This is a genomic window from Tenacibaculum pelagium (genome assembly GCF_014062345.1).
Lineage (GTDB): Bacteria > Bacteroidota > Bacteroidia > Flavobacteriales > Flavobacteriaceae > Polaribacter > Polaribacter pelagius.
This window is the reverse complement of sequence record NZ_JACGLS010000003.1, coordinates 29,020-55,932: the sequence shown is the minus strand read 5'-3', so window position 1 is coordinate 55,932 and position 26,913 is coordinate 29,020. Positions and strand designations below refer to the sequence as shown.

Here is a 26,913-nt window from a genome sequence, read left to right as displayed (position 1 = left end):
CATTGACAAATCAACGAGGTTTAATTGTATTCTATTTATTACTAAGAATAACTTACCTACCTTTTTTATTTACAAATCTAGGCGTTGCTGTTTTTCTTTTATTCAGCATCATAGGCCCCATTTTATCAGTAGCACATCTAAATCCAATAAAGTTGGTTGCCATGTATTCTGGAAAATATCTTCTTTGTGCAGGATCTAACCAATACTCTCTATCTGCCCAAGACCCTCCTTTATAAACTCTTGATTTATCACTAACTAAAGTTGTTCTTCTTTTACTATCGTACTTATAATTATCTATTACATTACCTAAAGTATCTCTTTCTGCTTCTGGTTTTTGTGGAGAATTATACATTCTAGAAGAACGATCTAATTGATCTTTATCTAAATTATAATACTTAGAAGAAGCTTGATCTCCATCTCCTAAACTTGAGTTATTTGCTAAGTTATAATTTCTTCTCATGTAAGTATCTTCTCTAGTAATAGGAATATACTTCACACTTCCTGGTAAATCTCTTGGAATTATTCTTCCGTTTTCTAAAGTATCATATTCAACTTCACCAGTCTCATCACCAACTATTACAACTTTACCATTTTCATCTATTAATTTTTTGGTAAATATGTTACCTCTAAAATAATTAAAATCATTTGCTTCAGAATCGATAATTGGTCTGTAAACATCTTCTACCCATTCTGCTACGTTACCAGACATATCAAAAAGACCAAAAGCATTTGGTGGGTAACTTTTTACAGCGTTAGGAATATCAGATCCATCACTACTCCAACCAGCAATACCACTATAATCTCCTTTTCCTTGTTTAAAGTTAGCTAACTGATCTCCTCTTCTTCTTTTATCTCTATCACGCGTATATTTTCCATCCCAAGCATATTTCTTTCTTCCTCTAATATTATTATACTCACGATTTTCGAAAATAGCTTTCGCAGCATATTCCCATTCTACTTCAGTTGGAAGTCTAAATTTTTGAGAAAGAATACCATCTGAAGAAGTTACTTGTCTTCCTGAAAACTCGCCTTTAGTAGGTTTCGGATCACCTTTTTTTCTTGGTACAGGAATACCTTTTTTATAGATGGTAGAATCACCATCAAATAATGCATATGGATTTGTTAAATAAGTATCAGTATCAAAATTATTTTTCCCTTTAAAATTTAATGAATCTTCTTTGAAAATGTTTTTAATAACACCTTTATCCATTAAAATCTTTAAATTCACTGCATTAGTACGCCATTTACAATATTTGTTGGCTTGTAACCAACTAACACCAACTACTGGGTACTCTGCATATGATGGATGACGCAAATAACTTTCAGATAATAGGTTTGTGTTTCCTAAACCTTTTCTCCAAACTAGAGTATCTGGTAAAATAGATGCATAAATATCTCTAAACTGTGGTTCTTCTGGTGGAAAAACATCTTTAGTATATTGCATAAATAAACCGTATTCCGCATTGGTTACTTCAGCTTCGTCCATGTAAAAAGAACGGACATGCATTTTTTTGGGAGTTGTATTCCAATCAAACATAACATCATCTTGCACAAGTCCCATTGTATAACTTCCACCTTCAATATGTACCATACCTGGAGGAGCATCTTGACCTTCTTTATATTTACCTTTTAAATAACCTCCATAATTAGGGTCATTAAAATTCCAACCAGTTAACGATGATTTACTTGATCCACCTCCGCTTTTACTTTTACAAGAAGTAAATAGTAAACCAGTGATAGCTAATAAACCAAATAATTTTAATGTACTTTTCATATGTTTTTAACTGTTTTAAGGGTGTCGCAATTTACACTTTTTCTAATTTATTGCAACTAATTTACATACAAATTCTGTCAATTGTAACCTTGCTCTTGCATGATAATTAACGCCCTTTTTTAAACTTTAGTATTACGAATCTAAGAAAAAGATTAAAACTTCAACAATTATAATTTATAATTTTATTTTTTTTCTAAAAAAACAATCAAAATAATGTGAAAACATTTACAATAAAACTCTTCTAGAAATAAAAAAATAACAAGTAATTTTCACTTTAATAATAAATACTTTTTTTCTTCGTTCTCTTTTAAATAATTGATTTCCTAAGTAATACTGATATTATTTTAAGAAATTATATATTTGCCAAACTAAATAATCAAATTTTTACATGAAAAAATTATCATTTTTATTGTTTTTTGCATGTTTTGCCCTTCAAATCAAAGCACAATCAACATCGGGAGGTATTACTACCGCTACACCGTTTTTATTAATATCATCAGATGCTCGTGCCGGAGGTATGGGAGATGTTGGTGTTGCCACTTCTTCTGATGCATTTTCTATTTTTCACAATCCAGCCAAGGCTGCTTTTAACAAAAACAAAATAAGTATTGGTTTAAATTATACACCTTGGTTACGTAATTTAACTGATGACATTTTTGTAGGGAATGCTTCTTATATTAATAGATTTAAAGAAAATTCTGCATGGGGAGTTGATATTAAATATTTTTCTCTTGGTCAGATTCCTACAAACGTATTACCAATTGGTGGTAGTTTACCTGTAAGTACTGGTACTATAAACCCAAGTGAATTTGCAATTACTGGTATTTACTCTTTAAAACTAAGTGAGAAATTCTCGATGGGTATTGGACTAAAGTATATCAACTCTAACTTAGCTTCTGGTCAAAATAACAATAGTATAGATGCTGTAAATTCATTTGCTGTAGATGTATCTGGTTACTACCAATCAGAAGAAGACAACTATGGAAGTATTAATGGTAGATATCGTTTAGGTTTCAATATTACTAATATTGGTCCTAAAGTAGAGTACACTCCAGGAGTTGAAAACTTCATTCCAACAAACGCAAAGTTTGGTGGTGGATTTGACTTTATTTTCGACAGTAATAATATATTAGGTCTTAATTTAGAATTTACAAAATTATTAGTTCCTTCAAGTAGCACTGCTTCAACAAGAGGTTGGTTCGAAGGAATGTTTACTTCTTTAGGAGACCGTAGTTTCAGTGAAGAATTAAAAGAAACAACTTGGGCTTTAGGAGCTGAATACCTATATAACAATGCTTTTGCTTTAAGAGCTGGTTTTTTTCACGAAAGTGAAGAAAAAGGTCAAAGACAGTTTTTAACTTTAGGTACAGGGTTCACTGCAAAAGCGTTTACACTAGATTTATCTTATTTAGTAAACACATCAGCAGTTAATAATCCTTTAGAAAATACTTTACGTTTCTCTTTATCGTTTGATTTAGGAGAAATTTACGAAGATTATTAAAAATTAGTTTTTTTTTTAATAAATTCGTACCAGAATTAAAAAGCAGTCATTTTCGGCTGCTTTTTTTGACCATTATTTTTACATATGAAAAAAATAAACGTTACTACTTCTGCAACAATGTTCGATGATTTTTCTCAATTATCATCTGATGACCAATTATTAATGAATAAAGCTATTGAAGCTCGTAAAAAAGCTTATGCTCCATATTCTAAATTCAATGTTGGTGTTGCTCTTCTTTTAGGTAATGGAGAAATTATTTTAGGTAACAATCAAGAAAATGCTGCTTATCCGTCTGGTATGTGTGCTGAGCGAGTTGCTATATGGAAAGCAGGTTCTGAATACCCTAACATGAAGGTTAAAAAAATAGCAATCACTGCTGCTTCTGAAACTTCAACAGTAAACAAACCAGTCGGTCCTTGTGGTGCATGTAGACAAACTTTATCTGAGTATGAAATAAATCAGAAAGAACCGATAGAAATAATTTTTATGGGAGAAGTAGGTAAAATTGTAAAAACAGAATCTTTACTTTCATTGTTGCCATTCTCATTCGACAGTTCTTATTTGTAATATTTCAATTTAAGAAAAGTCTATAAAGGATTCCTTTTTTTTAATTAAAATCATTTATAAACTTATTTTTTGAGAATTCTATAATAATTCAAAATTGACTGAATTTAAAGCCTTTAAAGTAAAAAAAAAGGTTTTATTTGTAAATCAATCTCAAAAAATTAACACATGGCTTCTGCTGTAATTACTGGAACTGGTTCATATATACCTTCAATAAGAAAAGAAAACAATCAGTTTTTAAAAAGTTCTTTTTTAAATTCTGATGGTACACCTTTTGAAAGCACAAACGATATCATTATTGAAAAATTCAAATCCATTACTGGTATTGAAGAGCGCCGTTATGCTAAAAACGAATATAAATCTTCAGATTTAGGTTTCTTTGCAGCTCAAAAAGCAATCAAAGATTCAGGAGTTGATCCTGAAGAGTTAGACTACATCATCTTAGCTCATAATTTTGGAGATGTAAAAAACAATGCAATTCAAAGTGATATTTTACCAAGTTTAGCGACAAGAGTTAAATATAAATTAGGAATTAAAAACCCTAATTGTGTAGCTTATGATATTCTGTTTGGTTGCCCTGGTTGGGTTGAAGGCGTTATACAAGCACAGGCATTTATTAAAGCTGGTATTGCAAAAAAATGTTTAGTTATTGGTACCGAAACATTATCTAGAGTTGTTGACAAAAGGGATAGAGATTCAATGATTTATAGTGACGGAGCTGGAGCTTGTGTCGTTGAAGAAAAGGAAGGCGCTGAATCTGGAATTATCAGTCATGCAACTCAAACTTTCACAAAAGATGAGGCTTATTATTTATTCTTTGGGAATTCTTTTGATAGTAATGAAGATCCTAATGTGCGCTATATAAAAATGCATGGTCGTAAGATTTATGAATTTGCTTTAAATAATGTACCTCAAGCCATGAAATCTGCTTTAGATAAAAGCGGAATTGAAATTGACGAAGTAAAAAAAATATTTATCCATCAAGCCAATGAAAAAATGGATGAAGCGATTATCAAACGTTTCTATAGATTATACAAGAAACCTATCCCAGAAGGCATCATGCCAATGAGCATTCATAAATTAGGAAACAGCTCTGTAGCAACTGTACCTACCCTATTAGATTTGGTTTTAAAAGGACAAATAGACAAGCAAGAAGTACAGAAAGGAGATGTAATCATGTTAGCTTCTGTTGGGTCTGGAATGAACATAAATGCAATTGTTTATCGCTATTAAAAAACTTCAAAAAAATCTAAAATCAAACACTTAAATTCTAAAATCTAAGTACTATTTTTGCACATGCAACAACACAACGTACTTATATTAGATTTCGGATCGCAATACACGCAACTTATTGCGCGCCGAGTAAGAGAATTAAACATTTATTGTGAAATTCACCCTTACAACAAAATTCCAGAGAATTTAAACGATTTTAAAGCAGTAATTTTATCAGGAAGTCCATCTTCGGTTCGTTCTGATGAAGCTCCGCATCCAGATTTATCAGAAATTAGAGGAAAAAAACCTTTATTAGCAGTTTGCTATGGTGCACAATATTTAGCACACTTTTCTGGTGGATTGGTAGCTCCATCGAATACTCGCGAGTATGGTAGAGCAAATTTATCTTTCGTAAAAGAAAATGAAGATTTTTTTAAAAATATTTCAGAAGGAAGTCAAGTTTGGATGAGCCATTCAGATACTATTAAAGAATTACCAACCGGAGGAACTTTATTAGCTAGTACACACGATGTACAAAATGCGGCTTATAAAATTGAAGGGGAAACTACTTATGCTATCCAATTCCACCCAGAAGTATATCATTCTACCGATGGTAAACAATTATTAGAAAATTTTTTAGTTAATATAGCTGAAGTAGCTCAAACTTGGACACCTGCTTCTTTTGTAGATGAAACAGTAGCAGATATTAAAGCTAAGGTTGGCAACGACAAAGTAGTTTTAGGTTTATCAGGTGGAGTAGATTCAACAGTAGCTGCCGTTTTATTACATAAAGCTATTGGTAGTAATTTACACTGTATATTCGTAAATAATGGTTTATTACGTAAAAACGAATTTACCGACGTATTAAAACAATACGAAGGTATGGGCTTAAACGTTAAAGGGGTTGATGCTTCGGCACGTTTCTTGAATGAACTTGCTGGGTTAAGCGATCCTGAAGCTAAACGTAAAGCTATTGGTAAAGTTTTTATTGATGTTTTTGATGACGAAGCAAATCAAATAGAAGATGCTAAATGGTTAGCACAAGGAACAATTTATCCAGATGTTATAGAATCAGTTTCAGTAAACGGAGGTCCATCTGCAACTATTAAAAGTCATCATAACGTAGGTGGTTTACCAGATTTTATGAAATTAAAAATTGTAGAACCTTTACGAATGATTTTTAAAGACGAAGTTCGTCGTGTAGGAGCTTCTATGGGAATTGATAAAGAATTATTAGGACGTCATCCATTTCCTGGTCCTGGTTTAGCAATTAGAATTCTGGGAGATATAACATCAGAAAAAGTTCGTATTTTGCAAGAAGTTGATGCAATATTCATTAATGGATTAAAAGAAAGTGGATTGTACAATAAAGTATGGCAAGCTGGAGCAATTTTATTACCTGTTAACTCAGTAGGAGTTATGGGAGATGAAAGAACTTATGAAAAAGTAGTTGCTTTACGTGCTGTAGAAAGTACTGATGGAATGACTGCTGATTGGGTTAATTTACCTTATGAGTTTTTACAAAAAACATCAAACAAAATAATAAATAATGTAAAAGGTGTTAACAGAGTTGTGTACGATATTAGCTCTAAGCCACCCGCAACAATAGAATGGGAATAAAATCCTGATATAAAAAATCTGAAGTAGATGAAGAAATTACAATTTTTACTTTTAATCTGTATTTTAACTTTTACCGTTTCTTGTGGTCAGCAAAAACGCTATGTTTCTTATAAAGTTCAAGAAGGAGAAACAATGAGAGACATTGCCAAACGCATGGACATGAGCACAAAAGATTTATTGCGCTTAAATCCAGATGTTGGTAGACGACCTGATGCTAATACAGTAATTGTAATCCCAAATCCTGAAATTAAAAAAGGAACTTCTTCATCTACTTCATCACCTGAAAATACTGAAGAAGTTGTTGTAGATAATGAAAATATTGGAGAATCTACAGAAATTCCTGATGAAACCGAAACTATTTTTAAACATATTGTTTACGAATATGAAACACATACAGTACAAGCTGGTGAAACAGTATATAGAATAACTAAAGAGTATAATGTCTCTAAAGATGATTTAATAAAATGGAATCCTGAATTTCCTGGAATTGAAAGAAATATTCTAAGTATCGGTCAAGTTCTAAAAGTTAAATCAACTGAAAAAACAATAATTATTGATCGAGAAGAAGTTTTAAAAAATTTCTTAACACATACGGTTAAAAGCAAAGAAACCATATATAGCTTAACACGTTTTTATAACGTTTCAAAAAAAGACTTAATTCGTTTAAACCCTGAATATCCAGGTATTTTAAATGATGAATTATCAATTGGTCAATTATTAAAAATTAGACCTATTGAAGAAGTTAATTCTGATGATAATTATACTTTTTATAAGGATAGTATTCAGGAGAATACTGAAATTAACTTAGCTATTTTATTGCCTTTCAAAGCAAAAGAATACGATTCTATTTCAGCAAAAGAAATATTCAAAAAAAATCAATTAGCAAATATGGTAACTGATTTTTATATGGGAGCTGAAATCGCAATTGATTCAATAGCTAAACAAGGAGTTGAAATTAATGTAAATGTTTTTGACACAGGGAATAGAGGTAGAAATATTACTTCTATTTTGGCTGAAGACAACCTAGAGAATTCCGATGTTGTTATTGGTCCTTTTTATTCAGACAAAACAGAGATTATTGCTAGAAAAGTAAATGCTCCGGTAGTATTCCCTCATTACTCAAGTAAGCAAGAAAAATTCTCAGGATCAAAAATTGTAAAAACCGCTCCAGAAAAATCTTCATATACCAACTTCTTAATTTCTTATTTAAAAGATAATTATAGAGGAGAACAAATATTTGTTGTTGGTGATGGTGAATCAAGTTCTAATAATAAAATTAACAAGATTACAAATGAATTAAAAAGACACGATTCTATAAAAGTGGTTCATGTTTTAAAACCTGAAAAAGGATATATAAAAAGAGAACGTTTTACAGATAAAATGGATGCTAAAAAACACAATTGGGTAATTATTACATCTGATGATAATGTTGCTATTGCCGACGCTCTAAACAGTATGATTGGTTTACCTGATGATATAACTGTTCAAGTTTTCGCTGTTGATAAAAATGGCTCTTATAACAAGATAGACAATAACAAATTAGCAAGTATTAATTTTACTTATATATCTAATGTTTTTGCTGACGATTCTTCAGATGATGTAAAAACTTTTAACAATAAGTATTTCAAAAAAAACAATACTATTCCTTCAGACTATGCTATTAAAGGTTTTGATATAACTTATGATGTTTTAATGCGTTTAGCTTCTGGCAACAGTTTAACAGATACTTTTAAAGATGGAGTGTCCTATCGTTTAGAAAACAAATTTGATTATCGTAAAAAGACTTTTGGAAGCACCAGTAACAAAGGTTTATTTATTGTAAAGTATAATAAGGACCTTAGCTTAAATAGGCTTAAATAGAATAAAAAAAAGCTCACATTAAAAATGGTGAGCTTTTTTATTATTTCTTATTAGAAATATTCTTTAACCAATCTTGATTATCCAAATACCACTTAACTGTTTTTTTTATTCCTTCTTCAAACTGTAAAGAAGGTTTCCAATTTAATTCTTTTTTAAGTTTTAAAGCATCAATTGCATATCTATAATCATGACCCGCTCTATCTGTCACATAAGTAATTAGTTTTTCCGAACTCCCTTTTTCTCTTCCTAACTGTTCATCTACCGATTTAATTACTGTTTTAATTAAATCTATATTTCTCCATTCATTATCTCCTCCAACATTATAAGTTTCCCCTATTTTACCTTTATGAAAAATGACATCAATTGCCTTAGCATGATCCTCTACAAATAACCAATCTCTAATATTCTCTCCTTTACCATATACCGGTAATGGTTTATTATTACATATATTTTGAATGAATAAAGGAATTAACTTTTCAGGATATTGATTAGGCCCATAATTATTTGAACAATTAGAAATAACCACTGGTAAATTGTAAGTATTGGCATAGGCTCTTACAAAATGATCAGAAGATGCTTTAGAAGCCGAATATGGTGATTTAGGATTGTATGAGGTTTCTTCTGTAAAAAAACCTTTGTCATTTAAACTTCCGTAAACTTCATCGGTAGAAATATGATAAAATAATTTCTCCTTACTATCTTCTTTCCAATATTTTTTTGCGTACTCTAGTAGATTTAAAGTTCCTATAACATTCGTTTTTACAAATGATAAAGGGTCAGATATAGATCTATCTACATGAGATTCAGCTGCCAAATGTATAACAGCATCAATTTCATGTTTTTCGAAAACTTCACTTACTAAATCTACATTGCAAATATCTCCTTCTACAAAAGTATAGTTAGGTTTATTTTCTATGTCTTTTAAATTATCTAAATTACCTGCATAGGTTAATGCATCTAAATTTATAATATGGTAATATGGATATTTATTGGCAAATAATCGAACAACATGCGAGCCTATAAAACCAGCTCCACCAGTAATTAAAATGTTTTTCATTAAGATAATTCGTTAGCTTCCAAAGTTACTAATAAATAAACGGAGTTTTCAACTCTTTGAAGCTTTGTAGTTGTTGATCTTTCTCAGAAAGTATAATTTCATCAATAGCTATTTTCCAATCAATATTTAAAATTTCGTCATTCCATTTTATTCCAGAATCACATTCTGGCGCATAAATATTATCAACTTTATATGAAAAAACAGCAGTATCAGATAACACAATAAATCCATGAGCAAAACCTCTTGGTACAAATAATTGCTTTTTGTTTTCTTCAGATAATTCAACAGCAATATATTTACCGTAAGTTGGAGAATTCTTTCTAACATCAACAACTACATCTAGTACTTTTCCCTGAATACAACGAACCAATTTTGCTTGCGAAAATGGTGGCTTCTGAAAATGTAACCCTCTTAAAACTCCTTTCGAAGATTTGGACTCATTATCTTGAATAAAAGTGATTTCTCCAATATTTTCTTCAAACTCCTTTTGATTAAAGGACTCGAAAAAATAACCTCTCCCATCATCAAAAATTTTAGGTTCAATAATTACAACTTCAGGAATGTCCGTTTTTGTAAATACCATCTCTATTCTTTAATTAAGTTTAGCAAATACTGTCCATAATTATTTTTCATGAGAGGCTTTGCTAGTTTTTTTACTTGTTCTTTATTTATATAGTCCATGTATAGAGCAATTTCTTCCAAACAAGCTACTTTTAACCCCTGCCTTTTTTCAATGGTTTCTATAAACTGACTAGCTTCTAACAGAGAATCATGTGTTCCAGTATCTAACCAAGCGAATCCACGCCCCATTAACTCGACCTTTAGTTCTCCTTTTTCTAAATAGTATTGATTTACAGATGTAATCTCCAATTCTCCTCGATCAGACGGTTTTACATTTTTAGCCACATTAATTACACTATTAGGATAAAAATACAATCCAACAACCGCATAATTAGATTTAGGAGCCTTAGGTTTTTCTACAATAGATTTTGCATTTCCGTCTGAGTCAAAATCAACTACTCCATATCTTTCAGGATCTTTTACATAGTATCCAAAAACAGTGGCCTTATCTTGCTCCTTCACGTTATCAATTGCCGATTTAAGCATTTGTGGTAATCCATGACCATAAAAAATATTATCCCCTAAAACCATACACACATCATCATTACCAATAAACTCTTCACCTATAATAAAAGCTTGTGCTAATCCATCTGGAGAAGGTTGCTCTGCATATTCTAATTGAAGTCCTAAATCATTTCCATTTCCTAATAATTTTTGGAAATTCGGTGAATCATCTGGTGTAGATATAATTAAAATTTCTTTTATCCCTGCCAGCATTAATACTGACAATGGATAATAAATCATGGGTTTATCGTAAATCGGTAATAACTGTTTTGATACTCCTTTGGTTATAGGATATAGTCGTGTTCCCGATCCACCTGCTAAGATTATTCCTTTCATATGCTAAAACTATAAAAGCGAAGTTAAAAAAATAAGCTCAGAAAAATTTCTGAGCTTATTTTTATTTATTCTTTAATTCTATCTCCCGATCCTTTTCCTCCTACGGTTGCAAAAATATACTGAAAGTATTTCTTTATTGTTAAAGATTCAAGCATCTCAGCATCTACCTCAGCTAACTTTTTTGGAGTTGACATATCTATTTCATTAATTTGAGCTAAACCAGTAATTCCTGGCAAGAAATCATAAACTCCTTTTTTACTTCTTTCTTCTATTAGTTCCTCTTGATTAAAAAGGTTTGGTCTTGGACCAACTAAACTCATATCTCCTTTTAAAACGTTAATCAGTTGCGGTAATTCATCGAGTTTCGATTTTCTTAAAAAAGCTCCTAATTTTGTTACAGAGCTACTATTTGCCAAGTGTGTTGCTACCGACTTAGTATTTACACCCATCGTTCTAAACTTTAACAACGTAAATGGCTTCTTGTTTTTACCTACTCTTTCTTGTTTAAAAATTGGTGATCCTGTATCAAACAATCCTAAAACATATACTATTAAGCCTAATGGCCATAAAATCAAAATTCCAAAAAAGGAAAAAATGAAATCAAAAAAACGCGTCATATTTTATTTATTAAAACTTTTAATAGTTAACTGTATCCCTTCCTCTACACTCAAAGGAAGCCTCTTCCCAATGGCTTTCTTAATCCTTTTATTTAAAACAACATAATTACTTGTTAGCTTATGTGTTTTTTCTGAATTAATCGGAAAAGGAATAACATCCCCAACTTTACCTAAAAAATTGATTATAAATTTTGGAGTATTAAGAATTAATACTCTTTTATTTATAGCCAAACCTATATTTTTCACCAACTCTTTTGTTGAAATAGGTTGATCATCTGCAACCTGATATACTCCAGATAAAACATTTTTATTTTCTATCAATTCTTTTATCACAAAACATAGATTCTCCACAGATAAAAAAGAACGTTTATTTTTAAATCTTCCAAATGGATAAGGTATACCTTTTGACACAAAACTATATAATAAATTTAGATTTCCTTTATTATAAGGACCATGAATCATACAAGGTCTTAAAATATAAACTCTTTTATCTTTAGGTATTTCTTTACTAAGTATATAGTTCTCGGCTGCCAATTTTGATTTACCATATACTGTTACAGGGTTTGGAATAACTTCTTCCGTAAGAAAAGTTTCTACTTCATCAGCAACAGCTTTAACAGAGCTCATAAAAACAAAGACCTCACATTCACTCTTTAAAAATTTATTAAACACCTGTTTTGTAAGTTCAAAATTAATAGCAAAATATTCTTCCTCCTGAGCAGTATTTTTTAAATCATGAGCTTTACCTGCTAAATGAATAAAAGCTTTACTAATATCTAAAACTTCCTTATCTAAAGTATCATAAGAAATTAATTCTTCTGTTATTCTTCTAGAAACTCCTTGAATTCTATAGTCTTCTTTTAAATAATTAAATAAATTGGACCCAACAAATCCAGTTATTCCACTGATTAAAATATTATTAGTCATTCCCAAAACTTATTATTGACTCTGTCATTCTTTTATTAATCTCCTCCCTGTTGAAATTTTTCTTAAATTCTATTCTTTCTTCGTTCTTATATATATAATTCATTAACTTATTATAAAGTTCCTCTGTATTTGTTGGTTCGAATAAAATTAAATTCGACATATTCTCTTTTAAAAATTCTTTAGCATACCCATCTACTCCAGCAATTATAGGTTTATTAAAAGTTCCATATTCAAAAAGTTTAGATGGTAATACTCTTTCAAAAGCCTTATGCCTATTTAAATGTAAAAATAGATAATCAGCTTTTTGATAGTAATCTATCAACTCATTTCTACTAACTGGGCCTATCATTTCAACATTTTCTACATTATTGGCCTTTAGTCTTTCCTCTAGTTTAGCTCTAGCTCCTCCATCACCAATAATTTGAAATTTATGTGTTTCCGATAATTTCTTAGCAATATCTGGTATAATCAAATCTAATCCTTGTCCTTCTCCTATATTACCACCATAAACTATAGTTTTGACTTCGTCCTTTTTCTCTACTGTATAAATTGTCGTAAGTGATAAAAATAACTCATCAATTCCATTTGTAAAAAATGAATACTTTACCTTTTTGTAGTTTTTAAAATAACTTTTAAACCCTTTTGAAACTAAATTTATATGCCCAGCTCTTCCGAAAGTATAATTCTCAATAGGTTTTAAAACTAAGTTTAGTCCTAAATTGATAATCTTATTTTTGTATAAATCTGTAATTGTTTCTCTGAAGATATCTCTAATATCTAAATATAACTTAGCCTTTTTCTTTCTGGCAATTTTTGCACCAAGATAAGCTGTAAATAAACGAGATGAAGAAGCATAAACTAAATCATAATTTTTATTCTTAGTAAGATTTAAAGCCTTAAAATAAAACTCTTTATATGACTTAACTTGCCCTATAATTCCGCTTCCATGCTCAGGAATTTTTATCCTGTTAACCACAACTCCTTCTTTAATTTCTTCTTTATCTTTTGCTTCTGCTTTGAAAGAGTCATATCTATTAGGGTGTGTTGTTATTACCTCAAGTTCATCATCATCATTTAAATGATTTAAAAGTTCCTTAAATAAGGAAGTGTTTCTAAAAGATCCCGCTGATAAATCAGGTTCGTAATAGAATGTTAAGAATAATATCTTCATAATTATATTTCGGTAATACGTGTCTCCAATTCGCCATTGAAAAATACCACTATTTTTTTCCCTTTTCTTGTTTTATTAAACCCTATACTAAATTCGTAATCCTGAACAACTACTTTGTCAAACTCTTCTATAAAGCTTAATTTCAAACTATTTAAATGAAATTCCGCTTTATTGACCTCATTTATTTGAACATCAGGATGAAGATGTAGAATCATTTTTTTATCCAAGGAAGATATACCTTCCAAACAATCTCTTAATATTAGATTGTTTTCGTCTAGATGAAATTGTCTGGCATGGATAATTCCTTTATTTTTATAGCCATCATGTTTGGCTAAAATTTTATTTTCATCTTCACTTATAGCAAATACTTTAGCTCTTTTCGCAACTCTAAATCCTCCCCAAACTTGAGTTTGTTCTAAATCCCCTAATTGAACAGTATTATGATAATAAGTTCCTCTCTCTTTCTGTCTTCTCTCATTTTTTTCATAAGTAGAAACCCCGGGATCAACTATTATTGGGATATTCTCAGAATATAACTCAAAACTAAATGTGTCTGAATGAACATGTCCTGGTTGGTAAGACGGTTGGATATTTCCAACATCTATAACAACTTCAAATTTATCTGATTCAAATTTTCTATAACCAGAATCAAACAACTTAATATTTCTCCATTTTAATTTTAAAGATTCAGCATAACTGAATAACTCTTTTGAAGTAGGTGCTATTCCAACAGAACTATCATTTAATAATGGGATATTACCGTTTTTATATGTGATGTTTGCTAACCATGATAACATGCTACAAGCCTTGTCTTCTAGAAAACCTAATAAATTTTTGTCATCAATTTTCTCATTACGTCTAACTAATTGAATACAATCCAAAAGTCGTCCCAATAAAATCTGGTGATACATTGGAGAAAGTTCATAATGGGCTCCATCATTCAAGATTTGCTCTTCTAATTCTGATTTTAGAATTTTTCGAGCTGAATTTGATAGTTTTTTATCCTGAAAATAATACCCTCCGAACAGTAAAGAAAATCCATTTTCAAGTAAATGATTTCCCAAAAGATGATATTCTAAATTATCTAGTAAAATTTGATAATGATGATAAAGTGTTTCATCAATGATTTTATCTTTTATAGTATTTTTAGACAAAAATTTAACCCAGTTAATTCCTCTTAAAGAAATAACGTAAGGTTCTTTTCCATCTAATAATGCTGAATCTTGATTGATATAATTTTTTATCAACTCTAAACCAGAGTCTACAGAAATTTCCTTTTGATTTAAAAAGTCGAAGTAATTCAAATTATATGTCCATAGTTTTCCGAATTCAGAATAATTCCAATTTATATTATTCTCAAAACTCATAGGAATATTTAAAAACTCAAAATCCTTGGCTCCTAAATAAGATTTATTATTAAAAACTTTGTCACTCCAAATTAAATCTATAACTCGATTTATTTCCTTTTTAGAATAAGATTTTTTATAAAATCGATTACGTAATAAATAGTAAAGCCTGTAATAAACTTGAACAGGCTTTAAGTATTTAATTGTATGATATAACGTAATTATTTTACTTCTATCCATCTTCCTTCTTTCAAAGATTCAATAGCAGCAAAGGAGGCTTTAGTTGTATTTACAATCTCTTCAAACGGGATGATTGATTCGCCACCTGATTTTTGGCTGCTAATTAATTCATTAAATTGATTATAATGACCTTTGTCTTGTTTAGAAGAGCATTTTGAGAATTTCTTAAATCCAAACCCTCTTAATTTTCTCCAATTATCCATAACTAATGTTCTTTCCTGAGAATATACCTCAACCCTCTCCTTTGAGTAAGCTTTTGAACCATTAGCAAAATAATTAATAACTGCATTCGTACCATTTTCATACTTTAAAAGGATGCTAGCATTATCTGTATTTTCTTCTGGATTAACTCCCATGGAATTCATACAAACAGATTTTACTTTACTACCAGCTAAATAAGTACATAAATCAATGTAGTGACACGCCTCTCCAATTATTCTTCCTCCTCCTATTTCCATATCATGAACCCAAACATCGGAAGGAATAAACCCGGCATTCATTGTTGCTACAATATTCATAGGAGTATTATCCTTACCCAAAACCTTCTTCATTTGCTTTGCCAAAGGAGCAAATCGTCTATTGAATCCAACAGAAATTGAAACATTTCTAGAATTATATTCTTCTATAATTTCATTAAGTTCATCTCTATTTAAAGCCAATGGTTTTTCAACGAAAACACTTTTATCTGCTCTCAATGTTTCGAGTACCATCGATGCATGCATATTGTGTTTCGTAGTAATAAAAACTAAATCTGCTTCATTATCGGTAAGTATTTCTTTATAATTTGTTGTTGAATTAGTAATACCGTACTGCTTTGCCATTGTCGTAGATGACAAACCTCCAGAACTAGCGATGTATTTTATATCTGCATTTAATTTTTTAAGACTCGGTAAAATAGTTGCACTTGTAAAATTACCAGCCCCAACAATACCAATAATTCCTTTATTTCCACCAAACTCCTTTTCGTTTAATGTAACTGTATTTTTTGGTTCCTCTGTTGAATTGTATTCTAAAATTGAGGCAATTGATTTTGATGAAGACATGTCTCCATATATAGTTTCAAACTCCTTAAGAGGAACTCTCTCTGTTATTAGCGGATTAACATCTAACGAACCAACAGAAATAGCGTTTAATACAGCTTCAAAGTTTCTTTTTTCTGTCCATCGAACATAACCTATTGGGTAATCGTTACCTTTCTGTTCATATTCTTCATCATATCTTCCAGGTCCGTAAGAGCATGAAACTTGAAAAGATATTTCCTTATTGTAAAAATCTGCTCTACTAATATCTAATCCTATTACACCTACAAGAACAATTCTACCAAGTTTTCGACACATTTGCGCTGATTGAGAGATAATTTCATTACTCTTACTTGAAGCTGTAATAATAACTCCATCTGCTCCTACTCCATTTGTAAAAGTCTCAACAAATTTCACTTGATCTGTACCTTCAGATGGGTTTATTGCTGTAATACCTTTAGATTTTGCAATTTTAATTTTTTCCGGATCAAAATCAAACCCAATAACATTACACCCATTGGCTTTTAGAAGCTCAGCTGTTACCAAACCAATAAGACCCAATCCTACAACTACAATTGTTTCTCCAAATGTAGGGTTAAGCAATCTAATACCTTGTAAACCAATTGCACCAATTACCGTAAAAGCTGCTTCTTCATCTGATACGTTATCTGGGATTTTTGCAACTAGGTTTTTAGGGACTAATACATACTCTGCATGATTACCATTAGACGCAACTCGATCTCCAATTTTAAATTCTGAAACACCTTTTCCTACAGCTACAACTTCTCCTACATTACAATATCCAAGAGGTAAGGGTTGACCTAATTTATTAAAAACAGCATCTATTGTTGGTTTCAACCCATCAGTTTTAACCTTATCTAAAACCATCTTAACCTTATCAGGTTGTTGTTTTGCTTTTTGAATAAAATTCGCTTTACCAAATTCTACTAGCATTTTCTCAGTTCCAAGAGAAACTAATGATTTAGAAGTCTTTATAAGTACATGACCTTTTTTTACCAATGGAACAGGAACTTCTTCTAATATTGTATCACCTTTTTTAAGGTCTTGTATAATTTGTTTCATTATTTCTTTATTACTTAATCCAATTTTTTGAATTATTAGTACAGAGGCTTTCTTTCTTCTCTGTTTGGATAATTTATTAGTACAGCTCTGTATTTCCCTTTAAATACGAAAAGACTCCCAGCTGCTGCGCCAATAACTTTAAATTTTGAAATTAGTTTTTTGACATCTTCTAAACTACCAGCACCACCTAAAATAGTAAGAGGCATTTTACATAAATCGCGAATTGTTTCTGCTAAATCCATATCATACCCCTTCATCACGCCATCATTATCAATAGAATTAATAACAATTTCTCCAACACCTATATTATCTAACTCTTTAATAAGGTCCTTTAATTTCCATTTCGACTTTTTAGTTCCATTAATTGTATAGATATCATATCCTCCAAAAAGTTTTCTTTTTTTAACATCTATTACAACTACAACACTTTGTGCTCCTACTACTTCTCCTATTTTAACACATAAATCAAGATTATTTAGTGCTGCCGAAGAAAGTGCAACTTTTTCTGCTCCTAAGCTAATTATTTTTCTCGCCTGTTCAACAGTTGTTACACCGCCACCATAACAGAAAGGCATTCTGCATTCTACTGCTAAATTTTTAATCATTTCGAAGTTTGGAGCCTTTTTTTCTTTAGATGCATCAATATCAAGAACCATTAATTCATCTACCTCTTTTTCATTAAATATCTTTACAGCATTAATGGGGTCACCAACATATTTGGCGTCTTTGAAATTTACTGTTTTCACCAATCCTTTATTATGAACTAACAAACATGGTATTATCCTAGATCTAAGCATACTCTAATTCAGCAAAATTTTTTAGTAATTGTACTCCATTTCCATGACTCTTTTCAGGGTGAAATTGCATTCCAAAAATATGATTACTATATATTGAAGAGGCAAACTCTATTCCGTAATTGCATTTTGATAATACATGTTCTTCATTCTCACATTCGAAATAATAACTATGTACAAAATAGAATCCAAAATCTTCATCTATGTTATTAAATATTGGATGATTATTGTTGTTTTTTATAGTATTCCATCCCATATGAGGCAAATGAGGTTTATTTGGAATAGTTTTTTCATCAAATTTTCTAACATTACCCGGAATCCATCCCAATCCTTTTAGCTCGCCTTCATCACTTCCATTACCGAGTATTTGCATTCCAACACATATACCAAATACTGGGGTTTTTTTCTCAAGAACTAAATAATTAAGCTTTTCTTGAAGACCTGAATTCATCAGTTGCTGCATTGTTTCATCAAATGCTCCTACTCCTGGTAAGATTAGCTTTGATGCCTCTTCTAATTCATCTGGTTTACTAATAATTTTATGCGGAATATTTAGATTTTTGAATATTGTCGCAATCGCATAAATATTACCAGATCCATAATCAACAATACCAATCATCTTTTACCTCCTTTTTCTAGTCCTAATGCTCTCATTACTTTAGCTCCTATATTATATATGTTTTCTTGTGACTTATAATCTTTGTACGTTTTATTAGGAGCATCCATATATGACTGCAATTCTTCTACAGTTATTCCTAACTTTGTTGCAATATATTCAAAATCTTGTGCAATGGTTTCTGGATCATACCCTGGTTTAGATAAAGCTTCTATAGCTTCTTCACGTGTCATTTGGTTGGTTAATATTAAACTTGAATATTGTACTTTTCTAGTATCGTATCCAAATTTTTCAGGTAACCAATACGCCTCATAAAATCTGGTAAATCTAGACTCAAAATGTTTTTGAGGATATTTTTGATAACCAAATTCATCTACTAAAAGCTGCATTGCTTCATCTTTATTGTATGGAACAAAATCTAATGGTCTAATTAATTTAATTCCTCTAACATATGGAAGATATATTTTATGCCATAAAATATTAGAAACAGGATAATCTTTCAATTTACCTGTACCGAATTTCTTATAAATATCCTTTAACTGTATAGAGTCTGATTGATAATACATCCATTCTAATGGATTTCTAACACATTCGGTAGAATAGTTACCTCCAGTTAAGATATATTTGATTTTATGCTTAGAAGCAAATTTATACATCGTTGCAAAAAAAGCATGATCTTGAGGCACATCAACATGGGGTACACCAGACTTAAAAAAAGCTAACTGTAAGTCTTTAATTTCTTCCCAATTAATTACTTCAGTATATAAATCTAATCCTAAACCATCGACTAATCTTTCTATATTATTAACAGCAATTTGAGAATTCCATCCTGCATCTACGTGAAATACTAAAGGTCTTAAGCCATACTTTTTAACCATTACATATAATAAGTACGAACTATCAATTCCGCCACTCATTCCCATTAAACAGTCAAAATCTTTACCTTTACCTTCCTTCTTTATTTTTGATATAATCCCTTCCAGCTCCTTATGGCCTCTTTCATCTGTGTGCCATTTAGGTAAAATATCAGTGTAAAAAGTATTACAGTGGTCACAAACTCCATTTTTATCAAAAACTATTTTTGAATCTGTAGTGTCCATAACACAGTTTGAACATATTTGGTATTCTCTCATATTTTTCATTTATCTCAAAACACTATTTATTTCTTTTTCAAAAAGCATCATCGTCTCTTCCCATTTTGGTAACTCTTTAACAATTTCCTCTCCTCTATCTAATCTTAAATTTAACATATCATCTTTAAATGTAACTTCTATTTTATCTAATATATCTATTGAGTTAAATGGATCAAAATAAAGCGCCGCATTTTTACATGCAACTTTAGCAAAATCTAAATTAGAAGCTACAACAGGCTTCCTATAATACATTGATTCGTAATATGTTAAACCAAAAGACTCTAGTAATGAAGGTATAACCACTATATCACTTTCTCTATATACTTTTTGAATTTCTTCAAGATTCAACCTACCCAAGTTTTTTATTTGATTATTTAATTTTAACTCTTTTATTTTTAAAAAAAAATCTTCAGAAGATTCTTTATTTAATGTTAAGTAAATTATATGTCCTTTATTCAATCTCTTTATATCGTTAGCTAACGAAATTATTATCTCAAAATTCTTATGAGAAAAAAAAGATGCTGGATAAAATATTTTAAGTTTATCAACATTATATTTCTCTTTATCAGCAAACTTAACATTATTTCCTGTAAAGTTTACAGGGGTAGGCATTGTAATTAACTTATTTATATTATATTTTTTTCTTATCCTATCATTAATATTTTGACTTTGTACTATAACAAGACTTAATTTTTTAATATACCTACCTATCAAAAAGATTTTAGTTTTCCTTAATAAAACATCTTTTACAGACATTCTTTCCCATAAATAATTTTCTCCATATACCGCATAAGCCCAATCAAAATAATAAACTTGTTTCCTTTTTGTAGGAATAATAACATCTCCAAAATTAAAAATCAAATCTATCTCATTTCTTTTTATAAGTTTTTGAATGTAATAACAATAAAAGAATATAAAGAATGTATTCTTTAGATATATCTTTTTTATGTCAAGTATATAAATATTATTTTTAGTAAAACTTTTATATTTATTATAATCTGGAGTAATAATAAAATATTTATGTTCATTGAGTTTATGTGAATGCTCAAGAAAGTTTATAAGTATGCTTTTTCCTCCTCCCACATTAGCTTTTGAAAAATTTACTAGTATATTACTCATCATTTTAATACTGACATTAAATTTGCTACAGAAAATTGGGGTGAAATTCTTTTAGATAAAAGGTAACTATTTTCTCCCATCACTTTTAAATCTTTATAATTCATTTGAGAAAATTCTTTCATTTTTTGAGCCAACTCTTCTGGAGAGTTATTTTCAAATAATAGACCATTAAATTTATTTATAAAAAAAGTGCATTTTGCACCAACATTTTCAGACAATAATAAAGGGAGTCCTAATCCAGCAAATTCATGAACTACGACTCCCCATTGGTCGTTTCGACTCGGTAGTATAAACACCGATGACTTTAATGCAATATTAATTAATTCTTGCTCATTAGAATAAGGATATAATTTCAAACCTTTAACATTTTTCAGTATTTTATCTAATTCACCGTTACCAACACACACCAAACTCCAATCTCCATTAAACCTCTCTTTATATATTTTATAAGCTTCAATTAAAATATCAGTCCCTTTTACTTTTCTAAAGTTACCAACGTATAAAAATGTTTTTTTTTTCAAGTGTTTTTCTTCATATTTATTTTTATCAAATACTTCTGTATTTGCTGACAATAAATCAAATATAATTTTTTCTTTCACAAAACCTAATCTACTAGCAAACTCATATTGTTCAACACCCGCTACCCAAGCATGTGAAAAATATTTTTTATATAAAAAGGGAAACAGAAATGCTCCCAATTTTTGGCGAAAACTATTAACCCAACGATCATCAAACCCAGTAACAATCGGCACTCCTTCTCTTTTTAAATATTTGGTTGCATGCAAATATTTTTTATCCATCCATCCAGAAACATAAACAATATCTGGAGATATATGTTTACAAAATGTTAAAATTTGTTTTCTGTTATAGTTTGATGAAGGGTAATAAAATACTCCTTTAGTGCCTACTGGCTTATATGGTTTCATTCTATTTTTATCCCAAAAAACTACGTGGACCTCAAATTCATAATCTTCTACTAAAGATTTAAAAATTGGTATCAAGTACCCTACAACTTCAGAATAAAGGAAAATGATTTTCTTTTTTTTCATATATTTTTAATTACTCTCATCGGGTTACCTATAACTACTTGCCTTTCTAATACATCTTTACTCACCACGCAACCTGCCCCAACTATAGCCTTATCTCCTATTTTTACTCCTGGTAAAATTAAAGCTCCATATCCAATCCATACCCCATTTCCTATAACTATATCCTTACCGATTCCTTTTCCTGCTGCTTTATTACCTGAATATGCTATTTCATGAGTTCCACAAACTATAGAAACCCTATCTGATATATCGCAATCTTTTCCTATAAAAATTTTTGCGTTTCCTCCTGTTATTATAGTTTCATTGCCTATATGAGTTCTTGCTCCAATTTTTACTCCTATGTTTCCAAATATAGATACAGAAGAATAAATTCTAGCACTCTTATCAATATCATACCCAAAACTTCTAAAAATGCTAACATTTACCTTTGGAAAAGAAATTAAAGGTAACAACCTAAGAAGTTTAGCTAAAACATATCTAAAAACCCTATTCATAAACCTAATTTATTAACTTTTCTATTTTATTTAACAAACTTATTTTTGTGAAATTATCCTTTAAATAATTATATATTAAGATTCTTAACCTATCCACTTCATCAGTCTCTAAGCTATAAATATTGTCTAAAATCTTATTAACTGATTCTGAATTAAATTCACAATTAAATAAATATCTATTCTCGAACCCTTTATACTCTAGTGTAGAAATAACAAATTTGGACTTAGAAAGATATTCTAATATTTTTGAAGGAAAATTATATTCATGCTCATCATCTAGTGGATTTCTTAAACTAAATGCTATATCACACCTCTCAAGGATCTCTTGATATTTATCAAAATCTAAAAGTCCTAAATACTTTATATTATTATATTTCGAATACGATTGTATAATTTTTTCAAACTCATAATCTGAGTACTTATAAGGTTTTCCTGTAATATACAGGGTACAATCTTTTCTTTTAGATATGGCTTCGAGAGCAACTTCAAATCCAGTTGTTTTCCCTAAAGATCCTGAAAAAATAATATTCTTTTTTAAATTTCCTTTTTTTAATTGTAACTGATTTTCTTCAACTAAACCTTGGAGTAATTGTTGATTTTTATTAATAGATACGTTCGCATTTAGAACTAAAGCTCCATTGACTTTCTTCATTATAAAATAAAAAAATCTATCCGAAAATGTTTTTAATTCATGATTAGGGTTATCTGCTAAAATTAAATATACTTTCTTTTTTAATATGTATTTGGTCATAATTATACTAAACACATTTTGTCTATCAATATTATAGTAAAAAGTATTTTCTACTTCTTCTTTTTTTATTAGTTGATTAAGATGAAATGTGTCTTTAATTAGCCTATAAAGTTTTTTATAAGGGGGAAACTTAACTTTCTTAGGTAAGTTTCTGATATAGCAAATACTCTCTTCTTCCATATTAATGGGTGAATCAAAAAAAATTGGTACCAAGGAAAAGGCCTTTTGAGGACTTAACATCTTTATCAGCTTAAATTGATAATTATTACCTGCTTGAGATATTCTTACGTCTTGATTGGCTTTTTTTTCAGGGATAAATTGACCTATAAAAACTCCTTTAAACATAAAATTTATTTTATTTTTAATAATTGTACATGTTTCTGAACTAAACTTTCTGACAAAAAATTTTTCTCTATATGACTCCTAACTCTTTTTTTCATTTGTGATAGATTGTCCTTTTTTATTAAATCATAAACACTCTTAACAAGCCCCTTTTTATCTCCAACCGATAATAAATACCCATTAAATTTATGAATTATTAAATCTCTAGCTGCTCCAACATCATAAGCTACAGGAATAACCCCACAAGACATTGCTTCAAATAAAGTTTGTCCAAATGATTCTTGTAATGAAGGGAATATAAAAACATCTGCATTTTGATAAACTTCTATCATTTTTTCTTCAGAGTTAACCATACCATAACTCTTTACATTAACTTTTAACTCATTTAATTCTTCCTGATCAAAATCATACCCAAATAATAAAAATTCAACATTTTCAAGTACTTCTTGTTCCATAGTATTTAATAGATATCTAAAATGACTCCATCCTTTGTATAAATTAGTTTTTCCCCCCATTGCTCCATAAAGTACTTTTATTTTTTTATTTTTATTCTCCTCCTTTATCGGAATAAATTTACTTGTATCTAAAATATTCGGGATATAGTGAATATTTTTTTTATTAAGTATATTACTTTCTAACCCCATAGTATAAAATATAGTACTTGGAAAAATATGATGGACATTAATGTGATTTTCATAAGTATTTTTCTTTTTTAAAAATCTTTCTCTCACTATGTTCTTCATCTGGATTGTCTCAAAAAACACACACGATGGACATCCAAATTTAAATTGTTCACAGCCATTACTTTGATGGCATCCTCCAGTAAAATACCACATATCATGGTTAAATAAAAAAACTGGCTTTTGTAATAAAATAATCTTTTCAATACCCTTCCAAGACATCATTCCGTTATTTACCCAATGAATATAAATTACGTCTGCTTTTTTTACTAGTTCATGTTTGCTTAAGTCTAAACCTAAATAAGCAAAACTAAAAAGCCCATAACATTTCTTTTTTTTGGTTAAAGTATTATTAATTTTATTATTTACTCTTGCACATGTAAATTGTAATTTAGTAACCGGTTTTACTTCTTCACTGTTAGTGTTTTTAATTAATACTAGCATATTAGAATTCACTCCTCCATATTTATTCATCAATTCACTTAACCTTTTAGCTGCTATTGCTGCTCCTCCTAACCCATCTGATACACTAACGTGAAGTACTCTCATATTTAATTAAATTTGTTGCTGTTAAAGCCACGAACATAAAAATCAAATTCGCAAAATTATTAAAGTTATTGTGTGAAAAATCAGTTATAATAAAAGTAATCAAAATTATAGAGTATGGCTTCAATACGTCATGCTTCCACAACTTAATTAAACTAGAAATAATTTTAATATAAATCATAAATAAAAAGAAAAAACCTCCCTTTAACAACAAAAACACACTACCATAATGAACATTATTAACACCATTAATCAAGTCTGAAAAAATCCAGTATTTATTTGATGCGCCTAACCCTCTACCCGTAAACAATTCTGAAGTTGTCAAACTATTTATAACAGAAAATGCTTCCTCATTTCTATGCACTCCTACTTTACCAGATTCAAAACGTAACAATAAATATTCAATAGAACTAAAGATTTTGTTTGACTCTGAAAAAACGGCAAATAAAATTAACCCAAAAAAAATCAAAACTAATCTCCCTAATTTCAATATTTTTTTCCCTTCAATTTTAGACTCAACATAATACGTTATTCCCATCACTACAATTCCTATTACTGTTGTTCCTCTTGAACCCATAAACAAACTAAAAGCTATGAAAAAAACCATCCCTATTAAATAAATTAACTTATCTGTTTTATTTTTTACATAAACTACTAATGGATATATAAAAAATGATCCGTACATTAAGTATTTAGGCGAAAACAAAGATCCCTTTAGATCATTCAGTCCTCTTCCTGTTTTTATAGAGGAAGTAGTTAATCCATAATTCAATACATATAAAAGTGCTAATGATAAAGAAATAATATTTATCCAAACCCCTAACCTAGGCAGAGTCTTATAAAAATAACTCTGTTTATCTTCTTTTCCTATTAAAAAAATAAATATTATACTTGAAAATGTTAATAAATCAAAAAAGAGATATGACGAGAAGTTTTCATTAATTACACCTAAAAAGAGTAGATAAATAAGAAATAAAAAATAGAAAATAAAAAAATTTAATTTTAATTGTTTATATAAAATATTTCTAAAAAACAACAACAAATACACCCCCCCTAAAACACCATATACCACACCCTTAATCTCCAAATCAAATCCTTTATTCAAAAGTGTAAGGAGTAATAAAAAGAGGTATAATTTTATCTCAAAATTAAATTTCCGTAAGTACCCTAATATATGCATTAAAAAGATCTCTTAATTTTTGCTTCTAGCCTATATTTTAAATTTTTATAATGCCTCCAAAAGAACCTAAGTACATTTTTGACTCTTGTAGTATTCCAATGGAATATATATTTCAAATAAGGATGCTTTGATAGATTTGCTTTATCGTTCTTGAAATGAATTCGAACAACTTCTGCATATTTATTTTTTTTACTAAGTAAAATAGAAGCCCTATGTTGACCATCTCTAATGATATTTTGATTATTAAATAAAACGATATACTCATTATTATATGGGTACTCATGAGTATTTAAATAATTTTTAACTCCTAATAACCTCTCTTCATTTGTCATAAAGATGTCATTTTCCTGAGAATAATTTATATATGCTTTATCATCTCCTTTAATAGCTTTATAAACTATAGATTTTTTTAACTTACTTACGATGGGTAATCCTATAAAATTTTTAACATTTACCTCTAATTGATGTAAATCAACGTTAACAATCTCTATTTTTTTAATATCATTTAGATATTCTCCTACATGTTTTAAAAAAACTGGATCAAAACACTCTACTTGAAAATTTTCGTTATCTACTATACCGTTTATTACTTGACGTAGAAAATCTGCGAGTTTTAATAAATCATTAATGGTTAAATCAAATCGTAAATTTTCATAATGAATATGAATTGATTCTCCAATATTATCTTCTACTCTAAAACTTTCATTTCTCTTCGTTCTACATTCTGAGAGAATTATTACTGCTGGATTACTCACTA

At 29.5% G+C, this 26,913-nt stretch carries 24 protein-coding genes; 5 read left to right on the top strand and 19 right to left on the bottom strand.

Annotated elements, in window-relative coordinates; genetic code table 11:
* Positions 1-52: 52 nt before the first annotated feature.
* Positions 53-1,774, bottom strand: a complete 1,722-nt coding sequence (gldJ, locus tag H3Z83_RS07265) for a gliding motility lipoprotein GldJ (protein ID WP_182124820.1) — start codon at positions 1,772-1,774, stop codon at positions 53-55.
* Positions 1,775-2,162: 388 nt separating this feature from the next.
* Between gldJ and porV the strand changes: the two genes are divergently transcribed.
* The 5 genes from porV to H3Z83_RS07240 all read left to right on the top strand — a co-directional run bounded on the left by porV (position 2,163) and on the right by H3Z83_RS07240 (position 8,531).
* Positions 2,163-3,275 carry a type IX secretion system outer membrane channel protein PorV gene (gene porV / locus H3Z83_RS07260; protein ID WP_182124819.1) on the top strand — a complete coding sequence of 371 codons (1,113 nt, stop codon included), beginning with the start codon at positions 2,163-2,165 and terminating at the stop codon, positions 3,273-3,275.
* 84 nt (positions 3,276-3,359) lie between these two features.
* On the top strand, positions 3,360-3,842 hold the full coding sequence (cdd, locus tag H3Z83_RS07255; protein WP_182124818.1) for a cytidine deaminase: 483 nt from the start codon (positions 3,360-3,362) through the stop codon (positions 3,840-3,842).
* Between the two features lie 165 nt (positions 3,843-4,007).
* Positions 4,008-5,072: a 3-oxoacyl-ACP synthase III family protein gene (locus H3Z83_RS07250; RefSeq protein WP_182124817.1), complete on the top strand. Its 1,065-nt coding sequence runs from the start codon at positions 4,008-4,010 to the stop codon at positions 5,070-5,072.
* 63 nt (positions 5,073-5,135) lie between these two features.
* Positions 5,136-6,671, top strand: coding sequence for a glutamine-hydrolyzing GMP synthase (gene guaA / locus H3Z83_RS07245; protein WP_182124816.1), 1,536 nt, complete (start codon positions 5,136-5,138; stop codon positions 6,669-6,671).
* A 27-nt stretch (positions 6,672-6,698) separates the two neighbouring features.
* Positions 6,699-8,531: a PBP1 and LysM peptidoglycan-binding domain-containing protein gene (locus H3Z83_RS07240; protein WP_182124815.1), complete on the top strand. Its 1,833-nt coding sequence runs from the start codon at positions 6,699-6,701 to the stop codon at positions 8,529-8,531.
* A gap of 40 nt (positions 8,532-8,571) precedes the next feature.
* Here H3Z83_RS07240 and rfbB read toward each other — a convergent pair whose 3' ends face one another.
* The 18 genes from rfbB to H3Z83_RS07150 all read right to left on the bottom strand — a co-directional run bounded on the left by rfbB (position 8,572) and on the right by H3Z83_RS07150 (position 26,911).
* Positions 8,572-9,588 carry a dTDP-glucose 4,6-dehydratase gene (gene rfbB / locus H3Z83_RS07235; protein ID WP_182124814.1) on the bottom strand — a complete coding sequence of 339 codons (1,017 nt, stop codon included), beginning with the start codon at positions 9,586-9,588 and terminating at the stop codon, positions 8,572-8,574.
* Between the two features lie 28 nt (positions 9,589-9,616).
* Complete coding sequence (rfbC, locus tag H3Z83_RS07230) at positions 9,617-10,171, bottom strand: dTDP-4-dehydrorhamnose 3,5-epimerase (RefSeq protein ID WP_182124813.1); 555 nt, start codon at positions 10,169-10,171, stop codon at positions 9,617-9,619.
* 2 nt (positions 10,172-10,173) lie between these two features.
* The gene (gene rfbA, locus H3Z83_RS07225) at positions 10,174-11,049 is read right to left on the bottom strand and encodes a glucose-1-phosphate thymidylyltransferase RfbA (protein WP_182124812.1); all 876 of its coding nucleotides are present in this window, start codon (positions 11,047-11,049) and stop codon (positions 10,174-10,176) included.
* Between the two features lie 65 nt (positions 11,050-11,114).
* Entirely contained in the window at positions 11,115-11,666 is a 552-nt protein-coding gene (locus H3Z83_RS07220) for a sugar transferase (RefSeq protein ID WP_182124811.1), read from the bottom strand.
* A gap of 3 nt (positions 11,667-11,669) precedes the next feature.
* Complete coding sequence (locus tag H3Z83_RS07215; RefSeq protein WP_182124810.1) at positions 11,670-12,593, bottom strand: NAD-dependent epimerase/dehydratase family protein; 924 nt, start codon at positions 12,591-12,593, stop codon at positions 11,670-11,672.
* On the bottom strand, positions 12,586-13,764 hold the full coding sequence (locus tag H3Z83_RS07210; protein ID WP_182124809.1) for a glycosyltransferase family 4 protein: 1,179 nt from the start codon (positions 13,762-13,764) through the stop codon (positions 12,586-12,588). Before H3Z83_RS07210 ends, H3Z83_RS07215 begins: the two co-directional genes overlap by 8 nt.
* A 2-nt stretch (positions 13,765-13,766) precedes the next feature.
* Positions 13,767-15,350 carry an alginate lyase family protein gene (locus tag H3Z83_RS07205; RefSeq protein ID WP_182124808.1) on the bottom strand — a complete coding sequence of 528 codons (1,584 nt, stop codon included), beginning with the start codon at positions 15,348-15,350 and terminating at the stop codon, positions 13,767-13,769.
* Positions 15,332-17,452 carry a bi-domain-containing oxidoreductase gene (locus tag H3Z83_RS07200; protein WP_182124807.1) on the bottom strand — a complete coding sequence of 707 codons (2,121 nt, stop codon included), beginning with the start codon at positions 17,450-17,452 and terminating at the stop codon, positions 15,332-15,334. Before H3Z83_RS07200 ends, H3Z83_RS07205 begins: the two co-directional genes overlap by 19 nt.
* Positions 17,453-17,487: 35 nt before the next feature.
* On the bottom strand, positions 17,488-18,249 hold the full coding sequence (locus H3Z83_RS07195) for an AglZ/HisF2 family acetamidino modification protein (protein ID WP_182124806.1): 762 nt from the start codon (positions 18,247-18,249) through the stop codon (positions 17,488-17,490).
* Positions 18,242-18,865 (bottom strand): imidazole glycerol phosphate synthase subunit HisH, encoded by a 624-nt coding sequence (gene hisH, locus H3Z83_RS07190; protein ID WP_182124805.1) that lies wholly within the window; start codon positions 18,863-18,865, stop codon positions 18,242-18,244. The genes H3Z83_RS07195 and hisH overlap by 8 nt, the downstream gene beginning before the upstream one ends.
* A complete protein-coding gene (locus tag H3Z83_RS07185) occupies positions 18,862-19,995 on the bottom strand; it encodes an N-acetyl sugar amidotransferase (RefSeq protein ID WP_262889553.1) in 1,134 nt (377 codons plus the stop codon). The genes hisH and H3Z83_RS07185 overlap by 4 nt, the downstream gene beginning before the upstream one ends.
* Positions 19,996-20,004: 9 nt before the next feature.
* A complete protein-coding gene (locus H3Z83_RS07180) occupies positions 20,005-21,117 on the bottom strand; it encodes a glycosyltransferase (RefSeq protein WP_182124803.1) in 1,113 nt (370 codons plus the stop codon).
* Complete coding sequence (locus H3Z83_RS07175; RefSeq protein ID WP_182124802.1) at positions 21,114-22,163, bottom strand: glycosyltransferase family 4 protein; 1,050 nt, start codon at positions 22,161-22,163, stop codon at positions 21,114-21,116. The genes H3Z83_RS07180 and H3Z83_RS07175 overlap by 4 nt, the downstream gene beginning before the upstream one ends.
* The gene (locus H3Z83_RS07170) at positions 22,160-22,657 is read right to left on the bottom strand and encodes an acyltransferase (RefSeq protein WP_182124801.1); all 498 of its coding nucleotides are present in this window, start codon (positions 22,655-22,657) and stop codon (positions 22,160-22,162) included. Before H3Z83_RS07170 ends, H3Z83_RS07175 begins: the two co-directional genes overlap by 4 nt.
* A 4-nt stretch (positions 22,658-22,661) precedes the next feature.
* Complete coding sequence (locus tag H3Z83_RS07165) at positions 22,662-23,753, bottom strand: glycosyltransferase (RefSeq protein ID WP_182124800.1); 1,092 nt, start codon at positions 23,751-23,753, stop codon at positions 22,662-22,664.
* A gap of 5 nt (positions 23,754-23,758) precedes the next feature.
* Positions 23,759-24,979, bottom strand: a complete 1,221-nt coding sequence (locus H3Z83_RS07160) for a glycosyltransferase (protein ID WP_182124799.1) — start codon at positions 24,977-24,979, stop codon at positions 23,759-23,761.
* Positions 24,960-26,081, bottom strand: a complete 1,122-nt coding sequence (locus H3Z83_RS07155) for a hypothetical protein (RefSeq protein WP_182124798.1) — start codon at positions 26,079-26,081, stop codon at positions 24,960-24,962. The genes H3Z83_RS07160 and H3Z83_RS07155 overlap by 20 nt, the downstream gene beginning before the upstream one ends.
* Positions 26,082-26,155: 74 nt before the next feature.
* Positions 26,156-26,911: a hypothetical protein gene (locus tag H3Z83_RS07150; protein ID WP_182124797.1), complete on the bottom strand. Its 756-nt coding sequence runs from the start codon at positions 26,909-26,911 to the stop codon at positions 26,156-26,158.
* Positions 26,912-26,913: the final 2 nt, after the last annotated feature.

Excerpts from the sequence above, each read along its gene's own strand:
- rfbC (WP_182124813.1), bottom strand. The coding sequence starts at position 10,171 with ATGGTATTTACAAAAACGGACATTCCTGAAGTTGTAATTATTGAACCT.
- H3Z83_RS07250 (WP_182124817.1), top strand. The coding sequence starts at position 4,008 with ATGGCTTCTGCTGTAATTACTGGAACTGGTTCATATATACCTTCAATA.
- rfbB (WP_182124814.1), bottom strand. The coding sequence starts at position 9,588 with ATGAAAAACATTTTAATTACTGGTGGAGCTGGTTTTATAGGCTCGCAT.
- H3Z83_RS07210 (WP_182124809.1), bottom strand. The coding sequence starts at position 13,764 with ATGAAGATATTATTCTTAACATTCTATTACGAACCTGATTTATCAGCG.
- H3Z83_RS07170 (WP_182124801.1), bottom strand. The coding sequence starts at position 22,657 with ATGAATAGGGTTTTTAGATATGTTTTAGCTAAACTTCTTAGGTTGTTA.
- rfbA (WP_182124812.1), bottom strand. The coding sequence starts at position 11,049 with ATGAAAGGAATAATCTTAGCAGGTGGATCGGGAACACGACTATATCCT.
- guaA (WP_182124816.1), top strand. The coding sequence starts at position 5,136 with ATGCAACAACACAACGTACTTATATTAGATTTCGGATCGCAATACACG.
- gldJ (WP_182124820.1), bottom strand. The coding sequence starts at position 1,774 with ATGAAAAGTACATTAAAATTATTTGGTTTATTAGCTATCACTGGTTTA.
- H3Z83_RS07175 (WP_182124802.1), bottom strand. The coding sequence starts at position 22,163 with ATGAAAAAAAAGAAAATCATTTTCCTTTATTCTGAAGTTGTAGGGTAC.
- H3Z83_RS07240 (WP_182124815.1), top strand. The coding sequence starts at position 6,699 with ATGAAGAAATTACAATTTTTACTTTTAATCTGTATTTTAACTTTTACC.
- H3Z83_RS07195 (WP_182124806.1), bottom strand. The coding sequence starts at position 18,249 with ATGCTTAGATCTAGGATAATACCATGTTTGTTAGTTCATAATAAAGGA.
- H3Z83_RS07160 (WP_182124799.1), bottom strand. The coding sequence starts at position 24,979 with ATGAGAGTACTTCACGTTAGTGTATCAGATGGGTTAGGAGGAGCAGCA.
- H3Z83_RS07200 (WP_182124807.1), bottom strand. The coding sequence starts at position 17,452 with ATGAAACAAATTATACAAGACCTTAAAAAAGGTGATACAATATTAGAA.
- H3Z83_RS07165 (WP_182124800.1), bottom strand. The coding sequence starts at position 23,753 with ATGTTTAAAGGAGTTTTTATAGGTCAATTTATCCCTGAAAAAAAAGCC.
- H3Z83_RS07215 (WP_182124810.1), bottom strand. The coding sequence starts at position 12,593 with ATGACTAATAATATTTTAATCAGTGGAATAACTGGATTTGTTGGGTCC.
- porV (WP_182124819.1), top strand. The coding sequence starts at position 2,163 with ATGAAAAAATTATCATTTTTATTGTTTTTTGCATGTTTTGCCCTTCAA.
- H3Z83_RS07185 (WP_262889553.1), bottom strand. The coding sequence starts at position 19,995 with ATGAGAGAATACCAAATATGTTCAAACTGTGTTATGGACACTACAGAT.
- H3Z83_RS07205 (WP_182124808.1), bottom strand. The coding sequence starts at position 15,350 with ATGGATAGAAGTAAAATAATTACGTTATATCATACAATTAAATACTTA.
- cdd (WP_182124818.1), top strand. The coding sequence starts at position 3,360 with ATGAAAAAAATAAACGTTACTACTTCTGCAACAATGTTCGATGATTTT.
- H3Z83_RS07220 (WP_182124811.1), bottom strand. The coding sequence starts at position 11,666 with ATGACGCGTTTTTTTGATTTCATTTTTTCCTTTTTTGGAATTTTGATT.
- hisH (WP_182124805.1), bottom strand. The coding sequence starts at position 18,865 with ATGATTGGTATTGTTGATTATGGATCTGGTAATATTTATGCGATTGCG.
- H3Z83_RS07180 (WP_182124803.1), bottom strand. The coding sequence starts at position 21,117 with ATGATGAGTAATATACTAGTAAATTTTTCAAAAGCTAATGTGGGAGGA.